This window comes from Phycisphaerae bacterium (assembly GCA_012729815.1).
Lineage (GTDB): Bacteria > Planctomycetota > Phycisphaerae > JAAYCJ01 > JAAYCJ01 > JAAYCJ01.
In genome coordinates, this window is the sequence record JAAYCJ010000305.1 from 1 (window position 1) to 26,392 (window position 26,392).

Annotated in this window: 22 protein-coding genes; 10 read left to right on the plus strand and 12 right to left on the minus strand. The window is 63.8% G+C overall.

Annotated elements, in window-relative coordinates; all coding sequences use genetic code 11:
* On the minus strand, positions 1–1,229 hold a 1,229-nt coding region (locus GXY33_20090), incomplete at its 3' end, for a 9-O-acetylesterase (GenBank protein ID NLX07448.1).
* Positions 1,230–1,500: 271 nt separating this feature from the next.
* On the opposite strand from GXY33_20090, the gene GXY33_20095 reads away from it, so the two are divergent.
* On the plus strand, positions 1,501–3,045 hold the full coding sequence (locus tag GXY33_20095; GenBank protein NLX07449.1) for a family 20 glycosylhydrolase: 1,545 nt from the start codon (positions 1,501–1,503) through the stop codon (positions 3,043–3,045).
* Positions 3,046–3,608: 563 nt separating this feature from the next.
* Positions 3,609–3,848: a hypothetical protein gene (locus tag GXY33_20100; GenBank protein ID NLX07450.1), complete on the plus strand. Its 240-nt coding sequence runs from the start codon at positions 3,609–3,611 to the stop codon at positions 3,846–3,848.
* 18 nt (positions 3,849–3,866) lie between these two features.
* Here the strand turns inward: GXY33_20100 and GXY33_20105 are convergent, their stop codons facing one another.
* Complete coding sequence (locus GXY33_20105; protein NLX07451.1) at positions 3,867–5,126, minus strand: hypothetical protein; 1,260 nt, start codon at positions 5,124–5,126, stop codon at positions 3,867–3,869.
* Positions 5,126–6,139, minus strand: a complete 1,014-nt coding sequence (locus tag GXY33_20110; GenBank protein NLX07452.1) for a hypothetical protein — start codon at positions 6,137–6,139, stop codon at positions 5,126–5,128. Before GXY33_20110 ends, GXY33_20105 begins: the two co-directional genes overlap by 1 nt.
* A gap of 212 nt (positions 6,140–6,351) precedes the next feature.
* Between GXY33_20110 and GXY33_20115 the strand changes: the two genes are divergently transcribed.
* The gene (locus GXY33_20115) at positions 6,352–6,651 is read left to right on the plus strand and encodes a nucleotidyltransferase family protein (GenBank protein NLX07453.1); all 300 of its coding nucleotides are present in this window, start codon (positions 6,352–6,354) and stop codon (positions 6,649–6,651) included.
* A 229-nt stretch (positions 6,652–6,880) separates the two neighbouring features.
* Positions 6,881–7,333, plus strand: coding sequence for a GNAT family N-acetyltransferase (locus GXY33_20120; protein NLX07454.1), 453 nt, complete (start codon positions 6,881–6,883; stop codon positions 7,331–7,333).
* Positions 7,334–7,352: 19 nt separating this feature from the next.
* On the opposite strand, the gene GXY33_20125 is transcribed toward GXY33_20120, so the two are convergent.
* From GXY33_20125 to GXY33_20145, 5 genes are all read right to left on the minus strand, one after another.
* Complete coding sequence (locus tag GXY33_20125) at positions 7,353–7,553, minus strand: DUF488 family protein (protein ID NLX07455.1); 201 nt, start codon at positions 7,551–7,553, stop codon at positions 7,353–7,355.
* 10 nt (positions 7,554–7,563) lie between these two features.
* Complete coding sequence (locus GXY33_20130) at positions 7,564–9,762, minus strand: hypothetical protein (GenBank protein ID NLX07456.1); 2,199 nt, start codon at positions 9,760–9,762, stop codon at positions 7,564–7,566.
* Between the two features lie 423 nt (positions 9,763–10,185).
* On the minus strand, positions 10,186–10,344 hold the full coding sequence (locus GXY33_20135) for a DUF488 family protein (protein ID NLX07457.1): 159 nt from the start codon (positions 10,342–10,344) through the stop codon (positions 10,186–10,188).
* A 168-nt stretch (positions 10,345–10,512) separates the two neighbouring features.
* A complete protein-coding gene (locus tag GXY33_20140) occupies positions 10,513–12,045 on the minus strand; it encodes a sialate O-acetylesterase (protein NLX07458.1) in 1,533 nt (510 codons plus the stop codon).
* 45 nt (positions 12,046–12,090) lie between these two features.
* Complete coding sequence (locus GXY33_20145; GenBank protein NLX07459.1) at positions 12,091–13,158, minus strand: hypothetical protein; 1,068 nt, start codon at positions 13,156–13,158, stop codon at positions 12,091–12,093.
* Positions 13,159–13,405: 247 nt separating this feature from the next.
* On the opposite strand from GXY33_20145, the gene GXY33_20150 reads away from it, so the two are divergent.
* The gene (locus tag GXY33_20150; protein NLX07460.1) at positions 13,406–14,338 is read left to right on the plus strand and encodes a dihydrodipicolinate synthase family protein; all 933 of its coding nucleotides are present in this window, start codon (positions 13,406–13,408) and stop codon (positions 14,336–14,338) included.
* 7 nt (positions 14,339–14,345) lie between these two features.
* Here GXY33_20150 and GXY33_20155 read toward each other — a convergent pair whose 3' ends face one another.
* Together GXY33_20155 and GXY33_20160 are read right to left on the minus strand one after the other, a co-directional pair.
* Positions 14,346–16,220, minus strand: a complete 1,875-nt coding sequence (locus GXY33_20155; protein NLX07461.1) for a hypothetical protein — start codon at positions 16,218–16,220, stop codon at positions 14,346–14,348.
* A gap of 37 nt (positions 16,221–16,257) precedes the next feature.
* On the minus strand, positions 16,258–17,376 hold the full coding sequence (locus GXY33_20160) for a hypothetical protein (GenBank protein ID NLX07462.1): 1,119 nt from the start codon (positions 17,374–17,376) through the stop codon (positions 16,258–16,260).
* Positions 17,377–17,529: 153 nt separating this feature from the next.
* Between GXY33_20160 and GXY33_20165 the strand changes: the two genes are divergently transcribed.
* Entirely contained in the window at positions 17,530–18,519 is a 990-nt protein-coding gene (locus tag GXY33_20165) for a radical SAM protein (GenBank protein NLX07463.1), read from the plus strand.
* Between the two features lie 139 nt (positions 18,520–18,658).
* On the opposite strand, the gene GXY33_20170 is transcribed toward GXY33_20165, so the two are convergent.
* Together GXY33_20170 and GXY33_20175 are read right to left on the minus strand one after the other, a co-directional pair.
* Complete coding sequence (locus tag GXY33_20170) at positions 18,659–19,459, minus strand: hypothetical protein (GenBank protein ID NLX07464.1); 801 nt, start codon at positions 19,457–19,459, stop codon at positions 18,659–18,661.
* 60 nt (positions 19,460–19,519) lie between these two features.
* Positions 19,520–20,518, minus strand: a complete 999-nt coding sequence (locus GXY33_20175; protein ID NLX07465.1) for a substrate-binding domain-containing protein — start codon at positions 20,516–20,518, stop codon at positions 19,520–19,522.
* A gap of 587 nt (positions 20,519–21,105) precedes the next feature.
* Between GXY33_20175 and GXY33_20180 the strand changes: the two genes are divergently transcribed.
* The 4 genes from GXY33_20180 (at position 21,106) to GXY33_20195 (ending at position 26,390) form a co-directional block, all read left to right on the plus strand.
* Positions 21,106–23,607 (plus strand): vitamin B12-dependent ribonucleotide reductase, encoded by a 2,502-nt coding sequence (locus GXY33_20180; GenBank protein NLX07466.1) that lies wholly within the window; start codon positions 21,106–21,108, stop codon positions 23,605–23,607.
* A 508-nt stretch (positions 23,608–24,115) separates the two neighbouring features.
* Positions 24,116–25,099: a DMT family transporter gene (locus tag GXY33_20185; GenBank protein ID NLX07467.1), complete on the plus strand. Its 984-nt coding sequence runs from the start codon at positions 24,116–24,118 to the stop codon at positions 25,097–25,099.
* A gap of 147 nt (positions 25,100–25,246) precedes the next feature.
* Positions 25,247–25,804, plus strand: a complete 558-nt coding sequence (locus tag GXY33_20190; protein ID NLX07468.1) for a LemA family protein — start codon at positions 25,247–25,249, stop codon at positions 25,802–25,804.
* A gap of 64 nt (positions 25,805–25,868) precedes the next feature.
* On the plus strand, positions 25,869–26,390 hold the full coding sequence (locus GXY33_20195) for a hypothetical protein (protein ID NLX07469.1): 522 nt from the start codon (positions 25,869–25,871) through the stop codon (positions 26,388–26,390).
* Positions 26,391–26,392: the final 2 nt, after the last annotated feature.

The window sequence follows — 26,392 nt, forward strand, 5'->3', positions numbered from 1 at the left end:
TAGATCATGCCGTTGTAGAGCGACGCGGGGGCGTTGAGCTCGCCGGGGGTGCCGGTATCCACAGGTTTGCCGAGTTCCGGCTTGACGGGCTCGAGCTTGAGTTCCACATGGCAGAGCCATGAACCGGCCAGATTGATGGCATCGCCACCGGCGGCGGGGGTCAGCGTCAACTCGGGACCCCTGAAACCGCCATCCATGTAGTGATCAAAGACGCGGACGGCGATGGTGTTCGTGCCGGCTTTGACCAACGCGCCGGGGACGGTGTACTTGCGAGCGGCGGCCCAGTAGGAGGGAGTCTCGGGTCCGGTAGCGCCGACTTTCTCGCCATTGAAATAGGTGGTGTCAAAGTCGTCGATGGCGCCGATGGCAAGGACCATGTCCTTACCCGCCCAGTCGTCTGGTATCGCGATCTCCTTGCGATACCACACCACCCCGTCCATCGACGCTGGCATCATGCCGGGAAGCTGTGCCGTTTCCCAGGACCCATCGTCGAAATCGGCATTCGCCCAACCTTGCTCGAAGCCCTCATTGCCCGGGTCGCCGCGGTGGGTCTGGACCTCCCACTTCCGGAGGATTTTGACGTAGGCCTGACGGGCGTCGTCGGGGTTTTCGGCGGCGAGTTGGAGTTGCTCGTAGATCGGCTGCAGGGACGGCTTGGTGTTGAATGCCTCGGCGGGCGTCCAGGTCTCGGCATTGGTGCCGCCCCAGGAGCTGTTGATCAGGCCAACCGGCACCTCGAGATCCTGGTGGAGTTTGCGGCCGAAGAAGTAGGCCGCGGCGGAAAAGTGGGGGATGGTCGCCGGCGAGCACTCCACCCAACCGCCGTTCAAATCCTTGGTAGGCGCGGCGGCTGGGATGTTCGGAACGGTGAACAGGCGGATCAAGGGGTACTCGGCGGCGGCGATCTCCTCAGCGGCGTTGTTGACGGCCACCACGGACATCTGCATATTCGATTGGCCGGAGGCGAGCCAGACCTCCCCGACCAGGACGTTCTTGAGGACAATCGTGTTGCTCCCGCGGATGGTCATCTCGTAAGGCCCGCCCGCCTTCAGCCGTTTGAGGTTGACCCGCCAGTCGCCGTTCTTATCCGCGGTAGCGGAGCGATTCTGGCCCAGGAATTCGACCGTGACCTGCTCGCCTGGAGCAGCCTTTCCCCAGATCGGGACCGTGGCGTCCCGCTGGAGGACCATGTGGTCCCCGATCAGGGCCGGCAGCGTCACCTCCGCCATAACAGGCGATGCCAACAAAAGATAGAACAAAGCGATGAGACAGGAGAGAACGACAGTTTTTGCACGCATGGTTATCCTCCGCAGACTGCGCAATAGTTATTTTACACCGCCGACCTCACGCGGTTTCCGCGAGATTGGTCATTTTCTCCAACCGACCCACCACCCGAGAGGTCCGGACGGGGACACCTGCAGATTCCGACCCCGCCCCACCTGACGTGGCCATCCCGCGACGGACGCAGTATACTCTGCGGAACGCGTTCAAGGAGCAGCCATGAGCCTGACCGAGTCGATCAGACAGCGGACGGTGGAAGACCTTCTTCCCGCACCCCAATCCGTTGAGGCTTGTTCTTCGGACTTTCCGCTGGACGCTTCCACCGTCATTGCCTTCAGCTCCGGTCAGGCTGAGTTCGCTGCGCAGCGGCTGGTCGAGATGATCCGGGCCGAGCACAATCTGGCCCTCAAGGTCCGGCGGATCGGCGCACCGGGTCTTGCGGTATGGCTGACCGACGGCGAAGGCTCGCCGCCGTCCGCCATCGGCCTGCCGTCCGAGGCCTACCGTCTCGATGCGGACAGCCGATCCGTCCGCATCGGCGCGGGCGACGAGGCTGGGCTGCTCTGGGGCGCGATGACGCTGCGGCAGTTGATCGTCCGCCGGGACGGTCAACTCCGGGTCTGCGGCGCGAGGATCGAGGACCAGCCGCGCTACCGCTGGCGAGGCTTCATGATCGACTCCGGCCGGGCGCCCAACTCCTTGCCCAAACTCCAGCGCATCATCCGCATCTGCTCAGCCCTGAAGCTCAACTTTGTGATTTTCCGCGAAGGCGACGACGAGCTCAACGCGGTCCGGTACCAAACCAACCGTCTCGGATCGGCCAACCCTTGCGCACTGACCATCGAGCAGGTCCGCGAGTTCGTCCGGTACGCCCGCCGCCACGGCATCACCGTCATTCCCGAGATCGAATCGCTGGGCCACTCGCAGGCCAAGCGCCGCCACTATCCGGACCTCGTGACCAGCGGCCGGCCGCAGCACTACGAGGGGATCGGCGAGCACATCCGCAAAGCCCACCTGCTGCCCGAGGACCCACGCAGTTACGATCTGCTCGAATCCGTCTACCGCGAATGGCTCGGCGTCCTTGACCACGGCATGCTCCATCTTGGCCTCGACGAGGTGCCGCTGCCCGCCGACCAACAGGCCCGGCATTTTCGGGGCCTCCTGGAGCGAATCGAGACGGTCGAACAGAACCTGGGCCGGCGGATCACGCCTTTGGTCTGGGCCGACGCCCCGCCGACGCCTCCCGGGCTGGCCGACCGCGTAATCCGCTGCCTCTGGAGCTACCCTGAGCACGCTGAGTTCGGCCCGATTTCGCAGACCAACGAACACCTGCGCCGTCAGGGCATCGAATCGCTGACCCGGCTGGGCAGCACAGAGACCGCCTGGATGGGCGGCGGGTCGGGCTCGTCGCATCAGCCCTACTCCAAGTGCCCATACGACCAGGCGTTCGACAACCTTCGCCAGTGGGCCGACTTCGCCCGCCCGTATCCGAACCTCACCGGCCTGTGCGCCGTCCAATGGGGCGGCAACATGCTCGACGAATGGCTGCCGGATTTCGCCGCGGCGGCGGATGTGTCCTGGAACCCGAACCGCCAGAGGGAGTCGTTCGACGAACGGATGGCTCGCATCCGCCGCATGTTCGCCGCCCTGCCCGACGCCGCCGATCCGCATCCGGAGACAATCGACCCGCCCGCCTGGGACGGCATCTGGCTCAAGCACGGCCGATGGCATCAGGACATCATGAGCCAAGCCACGAGCGGCTGATCCACGAGACCGACGCAGGCCAGCGGCCACCTGAGCCCCAACCGGTTCCCCGACGCCCACCGCACGTAATTGATATCGAGATAGCTGATCACCACGTCCGCAGGGTCGCCAGCCGGACCGAAGTCTCTATCGGCGACGGCCGGCCACCAGCCGCCGCGTCCTCCGAAGAAAACCGCTTTCGTGCTTCCACACTACCCGTCAGCGATCCCACGCTGAACAGGCGGACTACCACGGTCGATGTGCCTCTCTTCTTCCCAGGCCACTGCCCATGTGCAAAGTGACCTACGCCTGCCACGGGACAATTGGGCCTAATTGTACAATATTATCACGCCCTGTCAACCTCATAGTTCATATTAACTCATATTTTCCGCTCCGCCAGTGCCGTGACAGTCCTGATCGCAACCATTCCTCTGTGAGACGGACAGTCAGGTGCAAACCTGTGCAACCGTTTGCCTTGGCCCGTCTGCGGTGCAAATCCCACTCCCTCCGGCATTTGCAGCGGCGAAGGACGCATTTTGACGGCGGGTGCATGGGCGTGCGTCCCCATATCTGAGGGCAATCCTATGGAGACGGACGACGAGCAGGCTGGTGGACCGGGAGGAATAGCGATCTGGCGTCATGTGCCCTTCGACCGCGACCCGAGCCTGGTCCCGCCGCTCGATGCCGGCCACGCCGCCAACCGGTCGAAGGCCGTCTGGGCGACCAACTGGGGCCAGAACGTCGGCCAGGAACGGACTTGGCTGATGGAAGCAGCCTTACCGGCGGTGTGGATGGATGGCTTCGATGCCCAGTCCGGCAACTGATGAGGCATTGAGACGCTGTCAGAGCGGCAGGTTCTCGATCATGTAGGCTTGGAGGTTGCCGGATTCGTTGGAGTTGAAGAACGCCCGTCGGCCGTCGGGCGAGAGGAACGGGTGCGAGTGGGTGTCCTTCGTCTTGGCTGTGCGGGTGTTCAGAAGGTAGCGGACAGTCTTTGGCGGTCGGCCCGGCTTGTCGAGGGCGAACAGATACAGCGTTTCGCGGCCGTCGGGATGCCAGAAGTCGCTGATCAGCCGCGTGCCTTCGATGTCGGTGGCGAAGTGGTAGAACATCGGCTCGGCCGTATCGACGGAAAGGAAATGCCGCACCGCGTCCGGGCTTTGCGAGCCGATATGCCCAGCCTCCGCCACCGGCTGCGATTCGATCAGCCGGCACTCCATTCGGGCCCCTTCCTGACGCTTGGGCAGGTACGTCATCGTGCTGGTGATGGCCCAGCCGCTGCGCCCTCGCCAGCACTGATGGCCCTGGCAGTACTCGGACCCGTCACGACCCCACGGCATCGTCCGGAGGTCACCGCCATCGTCGCGGATGACGTGGACGTCCGCTCCGCCGGGGTCGTGGCCGTAGGCGAGCGTCTCACCCGTGGTCGTGTCCCAGAGCTGGCCGTGGTTCTGTTGGATCAGCAGGTCGCGGCGACGCTGCGGATCGTGCGACCGGCAGTATTGCGGATGCGAATTGCGGATGAACGGATCGCGCCAGATCACCATAGCCTCGCCGGTCGCCAGGTCGAACCGAACGATTCCCCACGGATCGCGCTCGACGCCCACTCCCGCCCCGGTCACCAGGTAGCGGCCGTCGGATGACATCGTCGAAAGCGGGTAGATCAGCCGCAGCGGCACGTCCGCACCGGATAGCGGCTGGTCGTAGACCCTCAGCGTCTCCCGCCCCGTTCCGTCCGGCCGGACGCGACGCAACGCCACCGCGCCGCCGGACTGGGCGTCGTCGGTCAGGTAGTATACCCATTGGTCGTCCGGGCTGAACGACGGCGCGCAGACGTTCAGTTCGTTGGTCAGCGGAGAGATTTCTTGCGCGTCCAGATCGCAGAGATGATACTGGTAGTCCGGATCGTTCAGCGTGTGATTGTGCGCCATTCGCGACCGGCGGATCAGGAACCGCTGCGAGTCCGACGAGAAGACCTGGGCCTCCATGTAGACGTGGCAGAACGGATGGTCCGCATCGGCTGTAAGCTGCACCACGCGCAGACCCGGCGGCGACTCCGAATCGAGCAGGTCGGGCCGATCGATGAACGTTTTGGCGGGCATCAGTCGGAACCCCAATCCGATTTCAGTTCGAACTCTTCAAACACAGCCGTGCATGGCGGACCTTCGGTAATGTACATCTTGCGATAGGCCGGCACCATGATGCGGCCGCTCTGGGTCGTCTGGCCCTGGCTGCGATTGTGCCGGCAGACCGAACCGGGGTCTTCAGCGTGATGGGCGAGCAGCCGCTTCATCCCATCGAGCGTGAACTCGATTTGACCGTTGCGATAGAGCCGGTCGATCGTTTCCTTTCTCGCGTACTTGGGCCGCAGGTAGTCCGGCTCGTCCTGGGCCTCGACCTTGCCGCTGGTAAACAGACCCGTCGTGAACGCGAACTCGCCCGTTACGTCCATCCGCCACCGCTGGTCGGCATTGCCCTCCATCATGAAGGCGTGGCCATCCGCGTCGGCCATCAGGAACACGCCGACCTTGCCGACGCACCGCTGGGACCGGTAGATTTCGAACGCCTCATCCAGGCTGCTCGCATACTGGGCCGCCACACGATCGATGATCGCCATCGACGTGCCGTCGTCGGTCCGGTACGGATGGTGATGGGCTGAGACCGCGGCCCGCGCGACCCCCTCCTGGTTGATCCAGTTGCCCACCCACACCGTGCCTACAAAGCTGACTCCCAGGTAGGCGTTGCCCTTGTCCGGGATCACGTTCCGCACCACCGCTGCGTCGAGTTCCTCGCGCTCGCAGTCGAGGTTCTGGGCCAGCAGCGGCCCCACGTCGCTGTGCGAAAAGAAGATCGGCGTGCAGCCGGCGATCACGTTGAAGTGGTTGTACGCCAGCATCTGCTCGTAGCTCAAACCCGCCCCCTCGCCGATCCCCTCGATCTCCTCAGCCACCTCCGGAAACCGCTCCTCCAGGTACGTGCGGATCAGCGGTGAGACCCGGGTCTTCCGCGCCCGCGCACAGTAGAACTCGAAGTACTTGCGGATATCCTCGGCAAACGCCGCCCCATGCCGCCGCCCGATCTCCCGCGGACCGCCCTGCAACTCGATGTACCGCATCAGCCGCTCCTTCTTCAACAAACCGAAGCCAGCAGGCCGCCAAACCGACGCCGCCCATTCTACCCGGCCGACCGGACGGAATCGAGCGCTTAACGCAAGCCAAGCCGCCGACGGACTCTCTGGACACGCGAGGTCGATTTCACTATGATTACATTAGCAGCAGCGAACAATCGGCAAGCTGCCCTGTCATTGCGGGAGATACGACCGTGGACATGGCGTTCATCGAACAACACCGCGACCAAATCCTGGCGGTCGCCCGTCGGCACGGCGTCGATCGCATCCGGGTCTTCGGCTCGGTGGCTCGCGGAGACGCACAGCCGGACAGCGACGTGGATTTCCTCGTCACCGTCTCCGGCCCGACCAGCCCCTGGTTCCCCGGCGGCCTCGTCGCCGACCTGGAGGACCTCCTCGGACGCCGCGTCCAGGTCGTCACCGAATCCGGCCTGCACGACCTGCTCCGCGAACAGGTGCTCTCGCAGGCCGTTTCGCTCTGCGGAAACACCTGTGACTAACCCACGGTTAGAGACCCAAAGGATGGAAATCACTTCAGTGCGCCGACAGAGAGTCCGGCTTGAGCTTCTGGCCTCGCTCTGCTTCCTGGCGTCCTGTAACCCAGGATACACGACCCATGCGGCTCATGAGATAGAACTGCTTGCGGGGCAGGGCACGATCCACCGATGAATGGGCAGGTCTTGACCCTACAGACATCCGGCCGAATGGTCGCCAACATTGGAATAAAACATGCACCTTCGCGAGATCACAGACTCGGACATTCCGGCGTTGTTCGCCGTGCGGGTGGCTACGCGTGAGAACGCGTTGTCGCGCGAGCAGTTGGCGATGATGGGCATCAGCGAGGAGTCCGTCGCGGCGATGCTGAACACCACTCATCGCGGCTGGCTGTGCGAATGCGACGGCGGCGTGGTCGGCTTTGCCATGGGCAATCGCGCTACCGGTGAGATGTGGGTCATCGCGGTGCTCCCGGCGTACGAGGGCCGGGGCATCGGCGGGCAGCTTCTGACCCGCGTCGAAGATTGGCTCTGGTCGGCCGGCTGGGATGAGATTTGGCTGACCACCGACGTCGATCCGGCGCTTCGGGCGTACGGTTTCTACCGCAGGCACGGCTGGAGGGACGAAATGATCAGAGACGGCGTGCGATATATGAAGAAGACGAACCCCGACAAGCCCGCGCATTAATCGTCGTCCGCGGGCACAGCTATAGCATCGACCGGCCCGTGGGTTGTCGATCCCGCTTCAGGTACTCAACCAAGGCCACTGCGCTATTGTGCTCGGCGTCTTTGGCTCCGTAGGCGATCGTGACCTTCCCCTTACGGGCGCGTCGGCGGATATCATCAAGAGCGTCCTGATGCTCTGCCAGTTCCTCGAAGCCACTTTTCCCGTTTCGATAGATTGTTATCCGTCATGCTTCATTTCCGGTTATTGCCTGTCCGCAACACGACCGCCCCTTCTTCAGGCACCGTCCATCGCACCTTTGCTCCGGGTGTGACAATCTGAGAGCGATCCATCACCGGGTATTCCTGCCGGAGCGTTACCGGTTGCCGACCCGTAAATCCGGTTTCTTCCCGGGACAACACAAATTCCGCCTCCTGGGGGACACTGTCGGGATTAAAAAGGAAAATGATTCCTTCCTCCCCTTGAAAATGCGCCGACCCATCCACGCGGCCACGACCCGGCCAGTCCAAAAGGTCACGACGAACGAACAGAAAATCCACGTTTCGGCGGCCCCAGTCAAGCCATTCTGCAATTTCCGCCTTGTCCTTGTCCGGAATGCCGGTTTTCGTCGGCAGGTACATCAGCAGGTTCGGCGAACAGGAGAGTGCGCTAAGCAGGATATAATCGAGCTTTGCGCTCGGCCAAGCCGGTTTACGGGCTGGGTTGCCGAAGCTGGGGAACAGCAGCGACTGATCGAGCCAGTGCGGAAAGAACTGGTGATGGACCCGGATTCGCGAAGCGGTGCGGATCTCATCACCGCCTGCCACGTTCGATCCGGCGGTCCCGCTCTCGATCAGGGTGAAACAGGCATCCACATTCCGCTGAGCCCAGATGCCCAGGTCCTGGAACGGGCGACACATGATGATGTAGATACCCGGATGCCGCCGCCGCACTTCCACAATCAGGCGGGAGAGCATTCGCTGACAGGCATAGTTGGCGTCACCCGGCAGGTGGTCATGATTCGCGGCCAGGCAGGTAACGGGAACCGTGGTATGGAAGAACGCGCCCGTACCCCAGAAGTCGCCGTCCATACACCAGCTCTCATAGAGGTCTGTTCCGAGGGCATCGTCCACAATGATGCGCTCGAGCCAGCGGGCAAAAGGCAGACAGGCGACGCAGTTGGCTTTCCGCCGTTCAAAATGATCGGCATTGGTCCCGCTCAACGGTTCACCCTCCACGCGGCGGAGCCAGTCGGACCGGTGGGAACAGAACGGTCCGCCATAGTCGCGCCACGGGTGGGTATTGTTCATCGTCGGCCACTGTGTGAGCTTGAGTCCAAGTTCGCGTGCCCGGTTGGCAAATCGCAAAACCCTCGGACCGGGTACATAGCGGCCATCCTCCCGTAATTCCCGCATCTTGGCCGTTTCCCCGCCCCAGGGATGCGAATCCGTCAGCCCGTCCACCCCGCAGGCCCGGATAAACTCAAGGGATTGCAGATCACGTTCCAGTTCCTCGTCAGAATGGTAGCCCGCCTGCTGCATTTCGCTGTGCCAGCCGCAGGCAAAGGCCGTCAGTCCATGGCGCGGCGGTCCGAGGATATCCGAGGCCATGGCCGTCATGGCCGCCGATTCGGAGGGGAGCGGCAGGATGCTCGAGGCAGGGAGGGTCGCCATTTCTTCTGTTTGGGGCTTTGCGGCCAGCCCTGCGGCGGCGGCGCCGTCAAATCCCGTTGAACCGGCCACACATTCCATGAATGATTTGGTGGGTTTCCAAGTTTCAGCATGAAGGTCTCGCGGTCCCCGGCGATATACGCCCAGGTACATCGCTTCGCCTTCAAATCGCTCTCCCGCCCGGACTTTGAGATTGGGCGTGTATTCAAGCCGTACCGTTGGTCCTCTCAGAGTTGAGCGATCATAGGGCATCTCGATCCCCGTGAAGAGCCCCCCGTTCGCGGATCGGACGAAGAACGTTCGGTTCGGTTCGCTGTCCACCGGTCGCCGCAAACTCCACCCATGTTTCATGCGGACATAGTCCGAAAGCCAATCAAAGTCCGGATACCGGTAACAAACCAGCGATACATCGGCGGCCGGGAAGGTCGGCGTACCCAACGTAACCCGCCTTAATGCGACATCATGGAAGAAGACAAGGGCCAGGTGTTTTTCCGCAAAGTGTCGGCCGGGCAGGAGTTCATAACGTATTTCGGCCGCCATCAAAGGATGCGAAAAGCGGAACCGCACACCGGTATCCGTGCAATGCGGCAGTTCAGCCGCCATATCGGTATGGCGCAGGGCATGTGAATCAAACTCAACGGAGAATCCATCGCCTACTATCGCATAGGGGGTGTCGGTCAACGTATTCTGCACATCCCGCAGACAACCGTTCGAGGCATCAAGCCCAATCCGGAGAATCGCATTGGCAAGCAAGACACTGGGAATATTCGATGCTTGATCCATATTACACGTCATGCGGCATAGTCTCGTAATAACTCGGTTTCATCACTCGCTCAGTATCTGCCTGTATTTGACAATGCCGTGCAATATATCCGCCTGTTCCATTTGGATCAATGTCCTGAACCGACATTTCCCATATGACCATACCCGGCTACACCACCGGGTAACATTTCTTCTATTATACAGCGCCCCCCCTCTCCATCGCGCCTACCCATCGCTTCATCGGCCTCGGCAGAACCAGCCGACGCAGGAAGTTGCCCAGGTTGTACGCGAGAGTGAACAATTGCAGTCGCACTTGGTAGTCCAAACCCATCTTCCATAGGCTCATACCATCATATGCCGCTTTCGGCGCACTACCTTATCTGGGAAATGCGGGTCGAAGTATTGTCTCTTGAATTCCTCCCACTTGGCTGGGTCGTGGCCGAACTACGTGCGCAGGGCCGTGCTCGGCGCGACGTCCCTGAGCCACAGATCGATCCTGCCCTCCTCCTTCGACACACCCCGCGGCCACAGACGATCGATCAGCACGCGGTAGCCGTCGGCCCGCTTCGGCTGGTCGTAAGCCCGCTTGATCTGAATTCCCATGTTTCCTCCCCCCAATCATTGAAACGCGGTTGGAAAAACCAACCGCACCTTCCGTGACAGGTTGCGATTTATTGTAGCAGACAGCCCGCTTGGATCGCAACCCCAACCATGCGGCCAGAGATCGCGGATGGCCGCTTCAACTCGCCCCACTCGCTCGCGGCGGCCGCGCTATCGGTCCGGATTGTCCGTCCGGAAGGGCGAGGCCGGCAGCCCGGCTGCGTTGTAGAGATTGGCATCCGGGTTGTTGGCCCAGGCGTAGCGCACCGCCGCCGGGGCGGCGACCTCGCCGGCTGAGACCAGCAGCGTCTGTCCGTCGATCACCGCCCGCGCGGGCACGAACTGCCCATCCACGCCCGCGATGACAAAACCTCGCAGCGGTTCGCCGCCCTGGGCGACCAATCCGCCATCGACGTGATCGAACCACAGGCGGACGGCGCCGTTTTCCACCGCCATCCGCTGATAGATCGGCCCGGAGTAGACCACGTCTCGCCCGTACGCGATCGCCAGCGCCGCCAGAGCCAGCCGATGTCCTACCGGCTGCTTGTTTCGCGGATGCACGTCGTTCGGATCGCCCACGTCGATCGTCACCGCCAGGCCCACCTTCGGCAGATCGAGCATCATCGCCTGCGACTCCCGCAGTTCGATCCAGCCCTGATGCCACGATGGGGCGTCGGCGCCCAGGTAGTTCGGCAGTTGAACGATCAGGAACGGCAGCTCCGGCGCCGACCACCGCGCCCGCCAATCGTGGATCAGGGCCCGCAACGGCGTGCGATATGACCGACCCCACCAGCGGTTCGACTCGCCATGATACCACACGACGCCCGCGACCGGCAGATTCGTGAACGGGGCCACCATGCCGTTGAAGATGCCGGTCGGGGCCTGGCCGCTGCTCGGATGCGCCGGTGCTTCCGGCGCCGTCGGTTCCGCCGATGCCGATGCTCCCGGCTGCGTCGAGGCCCGCCTCCACTGCTCCAGTTCGCGATCGTACTGCTCCTTATTGGCTGGATACTCAGCCGTCGCCTTTCGCCAGCGTTCGAGGACCGGCCGGATCTCCTCACTGGCCGCAAAGCCCTGCTCGCTGATCCACGGATTGATCCGCGTCGCACCCCACGCGCTGACGATCAGGCCCACCGGCCTTCGCAGTTGCTTGTGCACGTCGCGGCCGAAGAAATACGCCACCGGCGGCAGACCGCCCGCGGTCTGCGGGCTGCAGACCACCCACTGGCCACCGGCGTCATCCAGCGGCTCCGGCACACCGGCCAGCGTGGTGACGAACACCCGGATTTGCGGGTGTTGGGCCTCCGCGATTTCCTTTTCCGCATCAAGACACGCGTCGACCGTCATGCCCATGTTCGACTGCCCGGCACAGAACCACACCTCGCCGACCAGGACGTCCGCCACGCGGACGGTGTTCTTGCCGACCACCTTCAGCTCGTGCGGCCCGCCCGCCTCCAACGGCTCAAGCTGCACCTTCCACGGGCCGTCCGGACCCGCCGTCGCGGATGCCTGCCGATCGGCCAGGCTCACCGTCACCTGCTCGCCCGCATCAGCCCATCCCCAGATCGTCATCGGCCGGCCGCACTGGACGACCATGTGGTCGGAAATCACCGACGGCAGCCGGACCTCGCCCCGCGCATCCCAGCCGGCCACCGCGCATACCACAACGGCCACCAGGAAACACCGCGCCAACGAGCGTGACATCAAGCTTCTCATCGTCTTTCGCCCTTCCATTGCGAATTCGCTTCGCTACGCCACAGTCTTTCGCCGCTGGGCCACCGCGTCGTACATCGCCACGACGTTCTGGACCGGCGTATCCGGCTGAATGTTGTGGCACGGGGCCAGGATGTATCCGCCGCCCTGGCCCACTTCGTCCATCAGGCGATGGATTTCCCGCCGCACCTGGTCCACCGTCGCCCGCTGCAGCCAGCCTTGCACGTCCACGCCGCCGTGCAACACGATCCGGCCGGCGAATTCCCGCTTGAGGCTGTACGGGCTCATCCCCTCGGCCTGCGGCTGGATCGTCTGCAGCGCGTCCATGCCGATCCCGATAAACCGCGGGATGAGCGGCCGCGTCGACCCGCACGAGTGGTGCGAGACCTTCGCTCCGTACGAATGGACCATGTCGAAGAGTTCCTTCTTCTTCGGCGCGAAGACCCGGTCGAACGTCGCCGGTGAGATCAGCGGACCCCGCTGCGACCCCAGATCGTCACCGCAGAGGACCATGTCGATTTGCCCTTTCGCCGCCTTCAGCACCCGCTCGATCTGCTCCATGAAGAACCGGTGGCGTTGCTCCACGATGAACAGGTACACCGGGTCGTCCGTCGCGATGTCCAGCAGCACCTGCTCGACCCCCCTGCCGAATGACACGCCGTTGATGAAGTCCTGCACGCCGAAACTGCCCGTCGCCAATGCCCAGCCGCGGTTCTTCTCGCACATCGCGGGCACCGCGTCGTAGTCGTAGCAGTCCGGGCTCGGCCACGGATGGGCCTTGGCCTCGTCCAGGCTCGTCCACTGGGCGAACGGCAGGTTTACCGGCTCGTCGTACTCGCCATACTCGTTCGGCGTCGGCCGGCGGATCACACCCCAGATATCCGCGAACGACCCGTCGTCGAACCGGGCCAACTCCGGACCCGTGTACGGCGGATTAATATAGCGGATATCCGTCCCCAGCCGCTCGCGCAGCGCATCGTCGTCGCTGACCCCGAAATGGGCGTTCAGAGCCGCCCGGATCTCCGGCGTGGTCAAAAAATCACAGGGTGTGCAATCCGGCTGCACATGGCCGAACGCAGCCAGAACGCGGTCACGCGGCGTCATGCATCGTGCTCCTTTCTTAAGGTCGTCCCATGTCGAAACGGAAACAGAATCAACGCCGTCAGGTTACCCGCCAGCCGTCCGCGGTTCAAGCGCCCATGCCTTCTTTGCTCAGTAGTATCCGGCTCTCTCCGGGTGCTCCGTGCCGCTCTTGTCGGTCTTTTTGGATCGCCGAAATGCGCTGGACCGCTGGTCGGGCGGCCGCTACAATGCCGCCTTTCGTATTCGGTTCAATAGAAGGACATGCACGATGAAAGCCTCGAAGCCCTCCGATCTGGCCGGCGTCTGGTCCGCCTCTCCCACCCCGTTCACCGATAAGATGAAGGTCGACAAGGCCTCGATCCGCCGAATGGTCGAGCATCACGTCAAGCTCGGCGTCAAGGGTTTGTTCCTGGCCGGCACCTGCGGCGAAGGACCGGCCATGAAGGATGACCAGCGGCGCGAACTGATCGAAACCACCGCCCGCTGGGCCAAGGGCAAGCTGGCCATCGCGGTTCAGGTTACCGACAACTCCGCCGCCCGCATGCTCGAGAACATCCGCATGGTCAAGGACTGCGGCGGCGAAATTGCGGTCATCGCACCGCCCTACTTCGTCAGCAACCGTACGCCGCAGCACATCGCCGAGATCTACCTCGATACCATCCGCAACAGCCCGCTGCCGGTCGGAATCTACGACCGCGGCCAATACTCGCCCGTCCTGGTTCCGGACGAGGTCATCAAGACCGTCTATTCCGAACCCAGAGTCATCCTCGCCAAAGACAGCTCAGCCGACGAAAAGCGGCGTAAGCTCGCCCTCGCCGTCCGCAAGAAACGCCAGGACCTGACCCTCCTGAGCGGCTGGGAGTTCAACTGCGTGCCCTACATCCGCGACGGCTACGATGGACTGCTCTTGGGCGGCGGAATCTTCAACGGCCGCCTCGCCCAAATGATTATCGAGGCCGTGCACGCCGGCGAGATCGACCAGGCCGACCGGCTCCAGCTCCGCATGAACAAGATGATGTGGGACGTCTACGGCGGCAAGGACATCCGCTGCTGGCTCTCCGGCCAGAAGAAACTGCTGGTCGAGATGGGCGTCTTTTCCACCTGGAAGAGCTACTGCAACTACCCGCTGACCGAGGCGTGCCAGAAGAAGATCAAGCAGGTCATGAAGCGCGAAGCCGACGTCCTGTTCCCCTGGCGATAGACGGCGGTCAGTCGACCGGCTTTCTGAGGCTGGCCGCGTGGCGGACCAGTTCCGCGGTCCAGGCAAAACTCTCCCGGTGAAACGGCATGATCAGATAGATACCCGGCGATTCTCCGGCCAGCCGGTCGATCATTTGGTGCGTCATCTCCAGACCGGCTTTGGCCTGATCGGCTGGATCGCTGAACTCCGCGATTCGCCCGGCCGCATCCTCCGGCACCACGATCCCCGGAATCTTGCCCGACCGCAGGTATTCCGCCTGCCGCGACGAGGTCAGCACGAACAGGCCCGTGAATATCGGAATCTCGATGTGCCTCGTCGCCTCGCGCATCCGTTGGTAGTCCTCCAGCCGAAAGACCGGCTGGGAGAATACGTACTCGGCGCCGGCGTCGATCTTACGTTCCAGCCACGGCGTCTGCGACTCGAGGTTCATCGTCGGAGCGAACCCGCAGCCGGCCGCGAAGTCCACCGGCTCGGGCAGCGGCTGACCGTTGATCAACTGCCCGGCCCGCAGCAGACCCACCAGCCGCAGCAGCTCGACCGAACTCCTGATATCGCCCACCCGGCTGGCCCAGCGGTCGAACGGGCCCACGTGCGGCGGGTCACCCGTCACCGCCAGCAGGCCGCGGACGCCCAGGTCCGCTGCGCCCAACAGATACGAATGCAACTGCAGCGCGTTGGCCTGCGTGGCCGACTTGTGGAAGATCGTCGGTATCGTGTACCGCTCCTGGAGCAGGTACGCACACGCCACGCAATCGCGACCCGGATTGCCGCCCGGATTGTCCGGCACGTCCAGCAGGTCCGCTCCGGCCTCCACCAGAACGCCCGCCGCGTCCACCGTCTGGGCCAGCGACCGGCCCAGCGACGATCGCACCTCGACCGCGATCACCGGCCTGGCCGCTTCGCGCAGCACGCGCCGGATCGGATGGTTCGGATCGAGCGTCACCGCCGCCGGGACCTCGACCTTTGACTTCACCCGCGGCCGAACCTCGATCCGCGCCGACCGCGGCACCACCGGCTTGCCCGCCAGCGCCTCGGACAGCGCCCGAATGTGCTCCGGCGCGGTCCCGCAGCACCCGCCGAACACCTGAACGCCCATCGCCAGCCAGCCCTGCGCCTCAGCCAGCAGCACCGCCTGCGGAAGATCGAACCGGATCACCCCGCGCACCACCGTTGGCGTCCCGGCGTTCGGATACGCCATCAGCGGCCGCGACGTCCGGCCCGCCAACTCCGTCAATACCCGTCCAAGATCGTACGGCGGCATGCAATTGGCCCCCACCGCCTCGACCGCCATCTCCTCGGCCAACTCCACCAGCCGCTCCACCGTCCGACGGGCGTAGGCCCGCGAGATCGACTGGCCGCCGAGGCAGAAGAACACCGGCAGCCCCGTCCGTTTGGCCTCAACCAGCGCCGCCCGGGCCTCCAGAACCGATGAGAACGTCTCCAGGAACAGCACGTCCACGCCGGCCCCCGCCAGCGCCTCGATCTGCCGGCGATAGACGGACGCCACTTCCTCTTCGCTGGTGTCTTTCTCGGCCAGTCCGAGGTCCAGCGGACCCACCGAGCCGGCCACCAGCGCCGCCGCGTCACCCACCGCCGAGCGGGCGATCTGAGCCGCCGTCCGGTTGATCAGTTCGCACTGCTCCGCCAACCCCACCCGCTCCAGCCGCCGCGAATTCGCGGCAAAGGTGTTCGTCTCGATGATCCGCGCGCCCGCCTCCAGATACTCCCGGTGAACCCGCCCGATGTGTTCCCGTCCCACCGGGTCCAGCGTCAGCGCCTCCGGCAACTCCACCGCCAACCCCGACAGATCGACCAGCCGCGTCCCCAACGCCCCGTCGCCGATCGTCACGCCCGCCGCGAAAAGCTCCTGCCAATCCATCATCCGCTCCAATCCGTCCTCCGTGAAAGACCATCCGCGTTCACACCGTCACCTGCCACTCCCGCTGCAGAATCTGCTGATAGATCCGCACCAGATCGCCGCGGTATCGCAGTTCCGATCCGTTCGCCTCCGCCCACTCCCGAGCCCGGCCGACCAGTTCATCGCGATACGCTCCGTCTTCGATCAGTCGCAGAACAGCCGCCGCCACCGTCCGCGCGTTCGCCTTCTCGATCCGCATCACCAGTTCCGATGCCGAGCCGCCCGCTCCGTACCGCACCGCCTCCGTCGCCGCCACCGGCACGCCGTCCGCGAACGCCGAGACCACCGCCAGCGACTCCGACGCCTGCGTCGCCGGCTCCAGACAGACGTCCGCCGCCGACAAGGCCGCCCGCGCCTGCCACGCGTCGCAGAAACGGACGATCTCGCCACCGACCGCCCCTTCGGCAAAGTGCCGACACCGTGCGATCCCCTTCGGCGTCATCGTCGCCGTCGGGATCACCACCCGCAGCCGCGGATGCAGCTTCTGGGCCACCGCCGCGCCCCAGAGCCCCAAAATCCGGTCATCTATCCGTCCGCCATCCGACATGAAGACCACCGGGGCCTCCGCCGCCAGCCCCATCTGTCGGCGAACCGCCTGCCGATCCAGCCGACCGCTGTGACCGCAAAACGGGCTCAGCGCATGGACCCGCTCCGTTGTCCCCAGTTCACCTCGCAAATGTTCGGCCAGCACGTCCGAATAGGCTAGTACGTGCAGCCGCTCGCCGCGCACGTTCGACCGCAGACGCTGTATCACCGACGCGCTGCGCACCGGACCAAACAGCATCAATACGCCTTTGACGCCGAACCGCGTTCCGGAGAGGGCCAATCGAAGCTGCTCCGCCGCCGCCAGGTCCCAACAGACCGCCAGCTTCGGCCGGAACTCCGCGATCACCCGCCGAAGCCGGCGCGACGCCACGAAGTCGCTGCCGAACCGGCGTTTCAGATCCTCCGTTCGCCGCAGCAGAATCCGCTCGGCCAGCCGCACCGTCGATGTCTCGCCCGCCGCCACCGCCTGCTCGAACATCGCCGCCGGCAGCAGCCGCGCCTGCGCCTCGACCTGGTGAAGCAGAAACGGCGAAGCCTTCTCGCCGACAATATGTAGGATCCGCAAACTTGCCATCAACATCTACAGCGCCACAATCCGCCTTCGAAAACCACTCATGCCTTGTCCTCTCGCCCCTCCACCGCATATGATAACGTAGTCTTTTATTGTAATCCCATGAACCACCCAAACGAAAGCAAACATTTGGCTCCGTGGAAGGGCGCGGGACTGATGCTGAGCTACTGGTGCTCGGCCCGCTGCCGTTTCTGCTACGTCTGCGCCGGGCCACAGCAGACCTTCTGGGCCGAGCCGCAACAATTGGTCCGCTGGTGGACCGGCCTCCAGGCCATTGCCCGCCGGGACAGCCGCGACGCGAAGATCCACCTGACCGGCGGCGATCCGTTCGGCCGGCCCGATCGGCTCTTCGAGACGCTGCAACTGGCCCGCCGGGCCGGACTGCCCGCGCCCGAGAAGGTCGAGACCAACGCCTTCTGGGCCGCCGACGAGTCGATCACGCGCGAACACCTTTTACGACTGAAAGAACTCGGCGTCCCGCTGATCGTCACCGACGCCGACGTCTTCCACCAGGAGTTCGTGCCTTTCGACAACGTCCGCCGCCTCGTGACCCTCGGCCGCGAGATTCTCGGCGAGACCGGCGTCCGCGTCCGCTGGTGGGATTTCTATCACCAGCATGAATCGAGCGGTCTGGACCTGACCGCGCTATCCGAAGCCGAACTCCTCGACCGCCAGGCCGACGCCCTCGCCACCGGCCGCGATCGCCTCACCGGCCGCGCCGCCATCCTCGCCGCACAGTTCTTTGAAGGCAAGCCCGCCGACGCCTTCGACCATCAGCCGTGCGACAAGGCGATCCTCCACGGCAAGGGCGTCCACGTCGATCCCTACGGCAACATCTTCCCCGACGTCTGCTGCGGACTCGTGCTCGGCAACGCGGTCAACGAGGACATCGACGCCATCCACGACTGGCTCGCCGCCAACGGCCCCACCGGCCCGATCTTCGACGCCCTGCTGTCCCGCGGCCCCTGCGGCCTGATCGACCTGGCCACCCGTTACGGCTGGACCCCGCTGCCCGACGGCTACCTCACCAAGTGCCAGCTCTGCTACCATCTGCGCCATCACCTCGTCCGCGCCGACCAGTGCCGCAAGTGGCTCGGTCCCGCCGAATGCTACGCCGAACCGTTCACCAACCCACCCCACGAGTGAGAATCGGAGCTCGTCGCAGGGCAGCACGTTCTCCAGCGAAGCCGTAGGTTCGCCCGCTATTCTGTCGGTCCACGGTCAGACAGCAACGCCACCAGCGTCACCGAATACTCCAGCCGACCGATCGTGCCCGGTCGCCCTGCTACGGCGCCGCTTCGATCAGCGCCCGGGCGAACACCGGCCCGACCGCCTCGTTCGCCGTCGCATTCGGATGCGAATCCGAATCGCTGTGGTCGCCCTCGTACTCGTACCGCAGCATGTTCGCCGTCGCCGACCCGTCATCCGCCGCCGCCAACTCATCGAACAGGTCGAAACAGACCACGTTCGGATGGCCCGCCAGGTATTCATCGCTCTTGAGCCATTCGGCGAACGCACGGGCGTTGTCGGCCTCCGTCGCGCTGGTGGCCAGCCGGTGCAACGGCGGCGTCGAGATCACCACGAACGTCCGATCCGTCCGCGTGTCGAAGAAGTCCCGCATCGCCAGATACCACGTCTTGTACTGGTTGAGCGTGTCCGCGTCGGGAATCGCCGACGCAGGAAAACACGACTTGAACGCGATGACTTGGTAGTTGTTCAGGATCCGATTCCGGGCGTTCGTCCAGCCGGCCTCACTGCTCGTCCACAGCATGTACAACCCTTCCGGATCGGTGTTGTCGCCGGGAATGTCGTAGTTCGTGCCCGTCAGGTCGCCGGCGGCGTTCCGCAGCCCCTGCGCGTTGTACTCGTGATCCCAGAACGCGAAACTCGTCCCGTTCTCCGCGTTGTGCGACACCACCGCGCCCCGCACGTCGCCTTGCGTGACGATTCCCTCCCCCGTCGAGTGATGCAGGAAAAACAGCTTTGCCGCCACACTCGCGTTCGGACCCTCCGTGACTTGCCCGTTGCATCCCCAGCACATCGCCCCAACCACTGCCGCCAACGCCCATACGCCCGCTCGCCTCATGCCATTACTCCCTGCAACACAACCAGATACTCCCAATCTGTTACACTCCGCACCATTCTATCAGAAATCCCGCATCGTCCAGCGGGTTGTTCCCGGCCCCAACGATGCTCTGGAAACAAACTCCGCCGGCAACACGATTTGCCGGGGCAACGGCACATCGTACCGCTGGGCCTGCTCCAGGGCCATAAACGCCTGTCGGACATACGCCCGCGCGTCAAGCCGGAACGTCGCCAGCGGCGGTTCAAGTTGCTCAGCCAGCGGCACATCACCGCAACCGATCAGCGACATCTCCTGCGGCACCGCCACTCCCGCCTCCCGAATCGCGTGCAATGCACCGGCCGCCATCCAGTCACTGGCTGCAAACACCCCGCTGCATCGCGGCAGCCCCGTCACCCCGGCCAGATACTCCCTCATCACCTCATAGCCCCCTCGCCAGTTCATCTTCGCCGCCAGTACGCACGGCTCGTGCCCCAACAACCCCGCCACCTCGCGCCACCCCTGCTCTCTTCGGGCTGACCCCGTGTGGTGAGACGGCCCGCTCAGGAGCAGCAGCCGTTCGTGCCCGAGGCTCACCAGTTGCCGGTAGGCCTCCCGGCCGATCCACACGTCGTCAAAACCGATCGAACAGCCGAAGTCCGCCCCGCCGTCCCCCAACACCACCGCCCGCGACAATAGGCGTGCAAACCGCTGCCGCGTCTCCGCCTCCAGCCGCCCGATCACGATCGCCGGCCGATCACCGCCGACCGATCCGCCATCGCACGAAAGCGGGACAAGCCGCACCCCGCGCGACGCCGCCACCGCGGCAATCCCGCCCATCAGACCCGCCACCAACGGATCATCCGCCTTCACATGGCCGCAGAGCACGCACACCTCGCCCAAACGCGCCTGAGCCGGGCACAAGTAGTTGCCGCTGCCGTGCTTACGCACCACCAGATCGCGCTCAGCCAGCTCCGCCAACACCTGACGCACATGCCGCCGACTGACCCCGAAACGCTCGGCCAGATGCCGCTCCGATGGTAACCGCTGTGGTTCGGCCAGTTGGCCCACGGACGCTTCCATCCACGTCCGTAAGCCCTCACATCCATCCTTACTAAAAGCTTTTGCGACCATACTTATAGCCTGTACTATGCGTACCACTTTCGAGCCACTTATTATGTTTATTGTACCACACTACGCACCAATACACAACTCTTCTTCCCGCAGGCCCGAGAATCTCACGAAGATTTCATGGCCTCCTCATAGAATCATGCCCGCCATGCCACCACCCCGTAAACCAAGTCGCCATCGAGGCTTACGAGGGCCAATTTTTTCGGTGGTTTTTCGTTGACACCGCAACATGTTGTGTTATGGTTATCTCTCGCCTACAATTGATTGTATGGGCACCAGAATTCCAACAGTGGGAAACCGGAAACGCTGGGACCAGCACTTCGGAGTTGAGAATTGCTGCAATCTGTCCGGGGAGACGCTGTCACCGGACCGAAGGAAGCGGAGTTGGTGCGAAAGGCGCACGCTTGGGAGAGCAGAGCGCGGCACGTTGAAAAGTCACGATTTGGGTCAACGGAGTCTGCGCGTCCTGTATGGGATGCGCTATGGATAAGGAGTCAGTAACGATGGTTCGTTCGATGGATCGACAGGCCACGAGCCGGATGGATAACACGGGCACGGATGCCGGACGCACGCGGGGCGAGCTTCGCCTCTCCGAAAACGCGCGACGCGTACTCGAGGCGCGGTACCTCAAGAAGGATAAGAACGGCAATCCGCTGGAAACCGCTGAGGAAATGTTCCGACGCGTCGCCCGGACCATCGCTTCGGTCGAGGCCCGGTACGGAGCGGGCCCAGCCGATCTGGCCGACCTCGAAGAGCAGTACTACGAGCTGATGGCCTCCGGCCAGTTCATGCCCAACAGCCCCACCCTCATGAACGCCGGCCGGGAAATGGGCATGCTCAGCGCCTGTTTCGTGCTCCCGGTCCGCGACAGCATCGATGAGATTTTCGAATCCATCAAGCACACCGCCCTGATCCAGAAGGCCGGCGGCGGCACCGGCTTCGCCTTCGACGAGCTCCGTCCCACCGGCGACTACATTCGCAGCTCCGGCGGCACCACCAGCGGGCCGATCAGCTTCTGGCGGGCCTTCTCCGAGGCCACCAACGCCATCCAGCAGGGCGCCTTCCGCCGCGGCGCCAACATGGGCATGATGTACATCCATCATCCCGACATCCTCAAGTTCATCCACGCCAAGCAGGACCTCCAGCAGTTCACCAACTACAACATCTCGGTCAAGATCACCGATGCCTGGATGGACGAGTTCCTCAAACAGCCCAACTCGCCCCACGTGGCCCGCAACCCGCGGACCGGCGAGGAGTTCTACTTCCCCAGAGACCTGGACATCTGGTCCTACACCGTCGAAAGCCTTCTGCCCGTGCGCAACGAGGACGGTTCGCCCCGGGAGGTCAAACCCGGCTCGGTCTACACCCGGCAGGAGATGTGGGATCTGGTCGTCCGCAACGCCCACGCCACCGGTGAACCGGGCGTTGTGTTCATGGACCGGATCAACCGCGACAACCCCACGCCCCACCTCGGCCGCATCGAAGCCACCAACCCCTGCGGCGAGCAACCGCTGCTGCCCTACGAGGCCTGCAACCTCGGCAGCGTTAACGTCGGCTACTTCGTCGGCGACGAGGGCGGCGAAGCGGCCTTCGACTGGGACGGCCTCGGCGACGCGGTCGACGTCTCGGTCCGGTTCCTCGACGACGTGATCGACGCCAACCGCTATCCGCTGCCCCAGATCGAACAGATGTGCAAGGCCAACCGCAAGATCGGTTTGGGCGTGATGGGCTTCGCCGACGCCCTGTTCAAGCTCGGGATCGGCTACAACACCGACGAGGCCGTCCGGTTCGCCGAGGCCCTCATGAAGTTTGTCAACGAACGCGGCCACCGGATGTCGGAAAAACTCGCCAGGGAGCGCGGCTGCTTCCCTAACTGGCAGGGCAGCGTCTGGGACACCAAGTTTTCCAAACCCATGCGCAACGCCGCCGTCACTACCGTCGCGCCCACCGGCACCATCAGCATCCTGGCCAATTGCTCCAGCGGCATCGAGCCGCTCTTTAGCCTCGTGTTCTACCGCAATGTCCTCAAGGAGCGCAAGGACAAGAGCCCCATGCTCGAAATTAACGAGCAGTTCCGCCAGGCTGCGGTCGAACAGGGATTCTACAGCGAAGACCTCATGTCGCGTATCGCCAAGGAAGGCACCCTCGCCCACGTGGCCGAGGTGCCCGACGAGATCAAGCAGGTCTTCGTCTGCGCCCACGACATCGAACCCCAGTGGCACCTGAAGATGCAAGCCGCCTTCCAGCGCCACTGCGACGCCAGCATTTCCAAGACCATCAACTTCCCCCACGACGCCAAGGTGGAGGACGTGGACCAGATCTACCGCGAGGCCTACCGCCTCGAGTGCAAAGGCATTACGGTGTACCGTGACGGCTGCCGTCAGGATCAGCCCATGGCCACCGAAAAATCGAAGAAAGCTACCGGTAGTGAGCCGGGGGCGGCAAAGGGAGAAGCAAGCACGGAGGCTCCCGCCCCCAAATTTGAGCCGGTCGCGGTGCCCGAATGCCTGCCCGCCGTCCGAATCCGCCAGGTGACCCCCTTCGGCCACATGCACGTGAGCATCACGGTCGATCCCCGTCGCCAGAAAGAGTTGGAGGTCTTCGCCCAGCTCGGCAAAGGCGGCGACGTCGCCGCCTCCGACCTCGAAGCCATCTGCCGCATGATCTCGCTGTTCCTGCGGTCCGGCGGAAGCCTGCGCCACGTCATCGACCAGCTCAAGGACATCGGCTCGAGCCTGAGCATTCCCAGCAAGGGCGGGCGGATCATGAGCCTCGGCGACGGATTGGCCAAGGGCCTCCAACGCTACCAGAAAGCTAAACAGCGCTTCGGCCTCCAGGCCATCCTGCTCGGCGAGGCCGACCTGGCCGAGTTGGACCTGCCCACCACCAAGGCCGAACGCAAAGCCGGCGGCAACGGTGGCAACGGCGGCGGAAACGGCGGGGCCGGAGCCTACAAGCTCAAGTGCCCCGAGTGTGGCGGAAACTTGACATTTGAAGAGGGCTGCGTAAAATGTCATGGTTGTGGGTATGCGCAATGTTAGGCGCGGCCACATGGACGGGGGAAAAACAGGTTCCTGCTTGATTTCCCCAAGAAAAACTTAGGCGATACATAAGCCACACTCAAGTAGCATCACCAGTATCGCTATGTTAGCAACTTGTTGACAACATGTTAAGGTCTCTTGGCGATTTTTATTGATTTTTCTCGGAACCCGGATTAAAGAAAACTGGTACAAACTGACGAAGAGTTGTCTGACAGTTCCCATAATAGTGGCGGAACACGACAACTAAAGAGCGGCAACCACCTCTGGGTTCTGAAGCAGACATTGACATAAAACTGTCTGTTCATAAGTTTTGGCTTCTTTCCCCTCCGGAAAGCACCGGGCGAGCCTATGGCACCTGGTGCTTTCTTTTTGCGCGCATTTGACGCTTGGACCCCCTGTCAACCGTTCCCTCTGAACCAAAGTCTCGAACCATGCGTTGTATCCACGGGTGGATTTCCCACACCAATCGCTTACAATGAAGCTTTTGCGTACGCAGGGAGCGTTGGACGTGCCCGAGCAAGACCAGACCCTGGAACGAGAACCGGACTTGGCCGCCCGGCCCGCAGGCGGCCTCCACCGCCGACACAGCACGGCAACCTACCAAGCCGCGATCCTGTTCTCCGCCCTGATGTTCGCGGTCAGTTCGGCCCTGGCCAAACTCGCCGGGGCGGAAGGCGTCGGACCCGGAGCGATCACCTTCTGGCGATTCGCCGCCGGGTTGACCGCCGTCCTGACGTATCTGGCCCTTCGGCGGCCGCGTCTGGCCCCTCGCAATGTCCCGGCCCTGATCCTCCGCGGCCTGACCAATCTGATCGCGGTGTTCCTGTTCTACTGCGCGGTCAAGTACACCACCATCACCAATGCCAACCTGCTGAACCAGACGTACCTGGTATTCGTGCCCCTGCTCTCGCCGTTCCTGCTCTCCGAGCGGCTTTCGGGCCGCGAGTGGCTTGGGCTTGCCCCAGCCGGCGTCGGCATCTGGCTGGTCGTCAATCCCCGCTTCGACGGCGTCAACGTCGGCGACCTACTGGGACTGGCCTGCGGGTTCTTCGGCGCCCTGTCGATCATCACGCTCTGCCGGGCCCGCCGCGACAACCCGACCGTCACCGTCATCCTGTTCCTGATGGTCACCGGGGCCGTCCTGACCTGGCCGGCCATGCTGACCGAGCGGATATCCGACTACTCAGCCGCCACGTGGGCCCTGGTGCTGCTGTGCGGGGCCACCGGCGTGGTCGGCCAGTTCGCCGTCACCCTCGGGTTCCGCGGCGTCAGCGCGTTTTCCGGCTCCATGATCGGGGCCACCCGGGTGGGCATGGCCGCCCTGATCGGCATGGTCTGGCTGGGCGAGCAGTTGACCTGGAACGTCGTGGCGGGCGCGGTCCTGCTGATCGGCTCGGTGGCCCTGGTCGCCGGGCAAGGCGCCTCAACGACCGCCAACGCCGCGGCGGCCTACGGCCGTCCGGACGCCAATCGGCGCGCCCTGGCGAAATGACCGCAAGACTCCGACCGTTTGACCGTCATATCCTCTGAGCCTATCCAGCCAATAAAGGCTTGCAAAGCCAGCCGGATACGGCGAAGATGGACGCTCCGAAACCAACCGTGAACAAGGAGTAACGGCATGTTGGCGGATTTCCTGGGGATCAGCATCGCGGCGTGGGTGATCATCGGCATCGTGGTGCTCCTGGGCCTGTTCCTGCTCGGAACGTACAACAGCCTGGTGCGCAAACGCGTCCAGGTCCGCAACTCGTGGAGCCAGATCGACGTGCAGCTCAAACGCCGCTACGACCTGATCCCCAATCTGGTCGAGACGGTCAAGGGCTATGCCACTCATGAGAAGGAAACCTTCGAGCGGGTCACCAAGGCCCGCCAGCAGGCGATCGACGCCTCCGGCGTGCGCGACCAGGCCCAGGCTGAGAACATGCTCACCGGGGCCCTGCGTCAGCTTTTCGCCCTCAGCGAAGCCTATCCCGAACTGAAGGCCAACCAGAACTTCCTGGCCCTCCAGGAGGAACTGACCAGCACCGAGAACAAGATCGGCTTCGCCCGCCAGCACTACAACAACGTGGTCGAAGGCTACAACACGGCCATTCAGGTCTTTCCCGCCGTGGTGTTCGCGGGCATGCTCGGCTTCGAACGCGAGCCCTTCTTCGAAATCGAGGAACCTGGCCAGCGGGAGGCCCCGAAGGTAAAATTCTAGGACAAGGCCTGCCGCCAGACGGCCGGCGCAGGCGACGGATGACGTAGGAACGGAGTCGGAACAGATGACGAGGTTAGTGTTGTTGACGGTTCTGGCGATGGCGGTGATCGGCGGCGTGGTCTGGGCGGCAACCACCACCCAGCCCGCGGCCAAAGACGTGCTCAACCGGCTGTTGGACGACCGGCCGCCGGTGACTCCGCCCAAAACCACACCAGCCCAGGAGCCTTCCCAGACCGGCGGTACATTTCAGCCGCCGACTCTGACCGGCCCGGGACGCGACGACCGCGAGGGCGGACACAAGCTCCTGCCCGAAGGCTTCTTCGTCGCCGACCGTCGAGGACGGCTGACCCGAAGCGGCGAGCTCTGGATGTTCGTCTTCGAAGCCGACGGCAAGACCATGGGCGACCCGCCGATCGCCCTGCTGCCCAATAGCTGGCTCGAAAAAATGGAGGCCGACATGGCCGCCAGTCCCGAAGCCACCATCTTCCGCATCAGCGGCGAAGTCACCACCTACCACGGCAAGAACTACCTCCTGCTGCGAAAGGTCCTGATGGAGCGGCGGTTCGCGCCAAGCTACGTGAAATAACG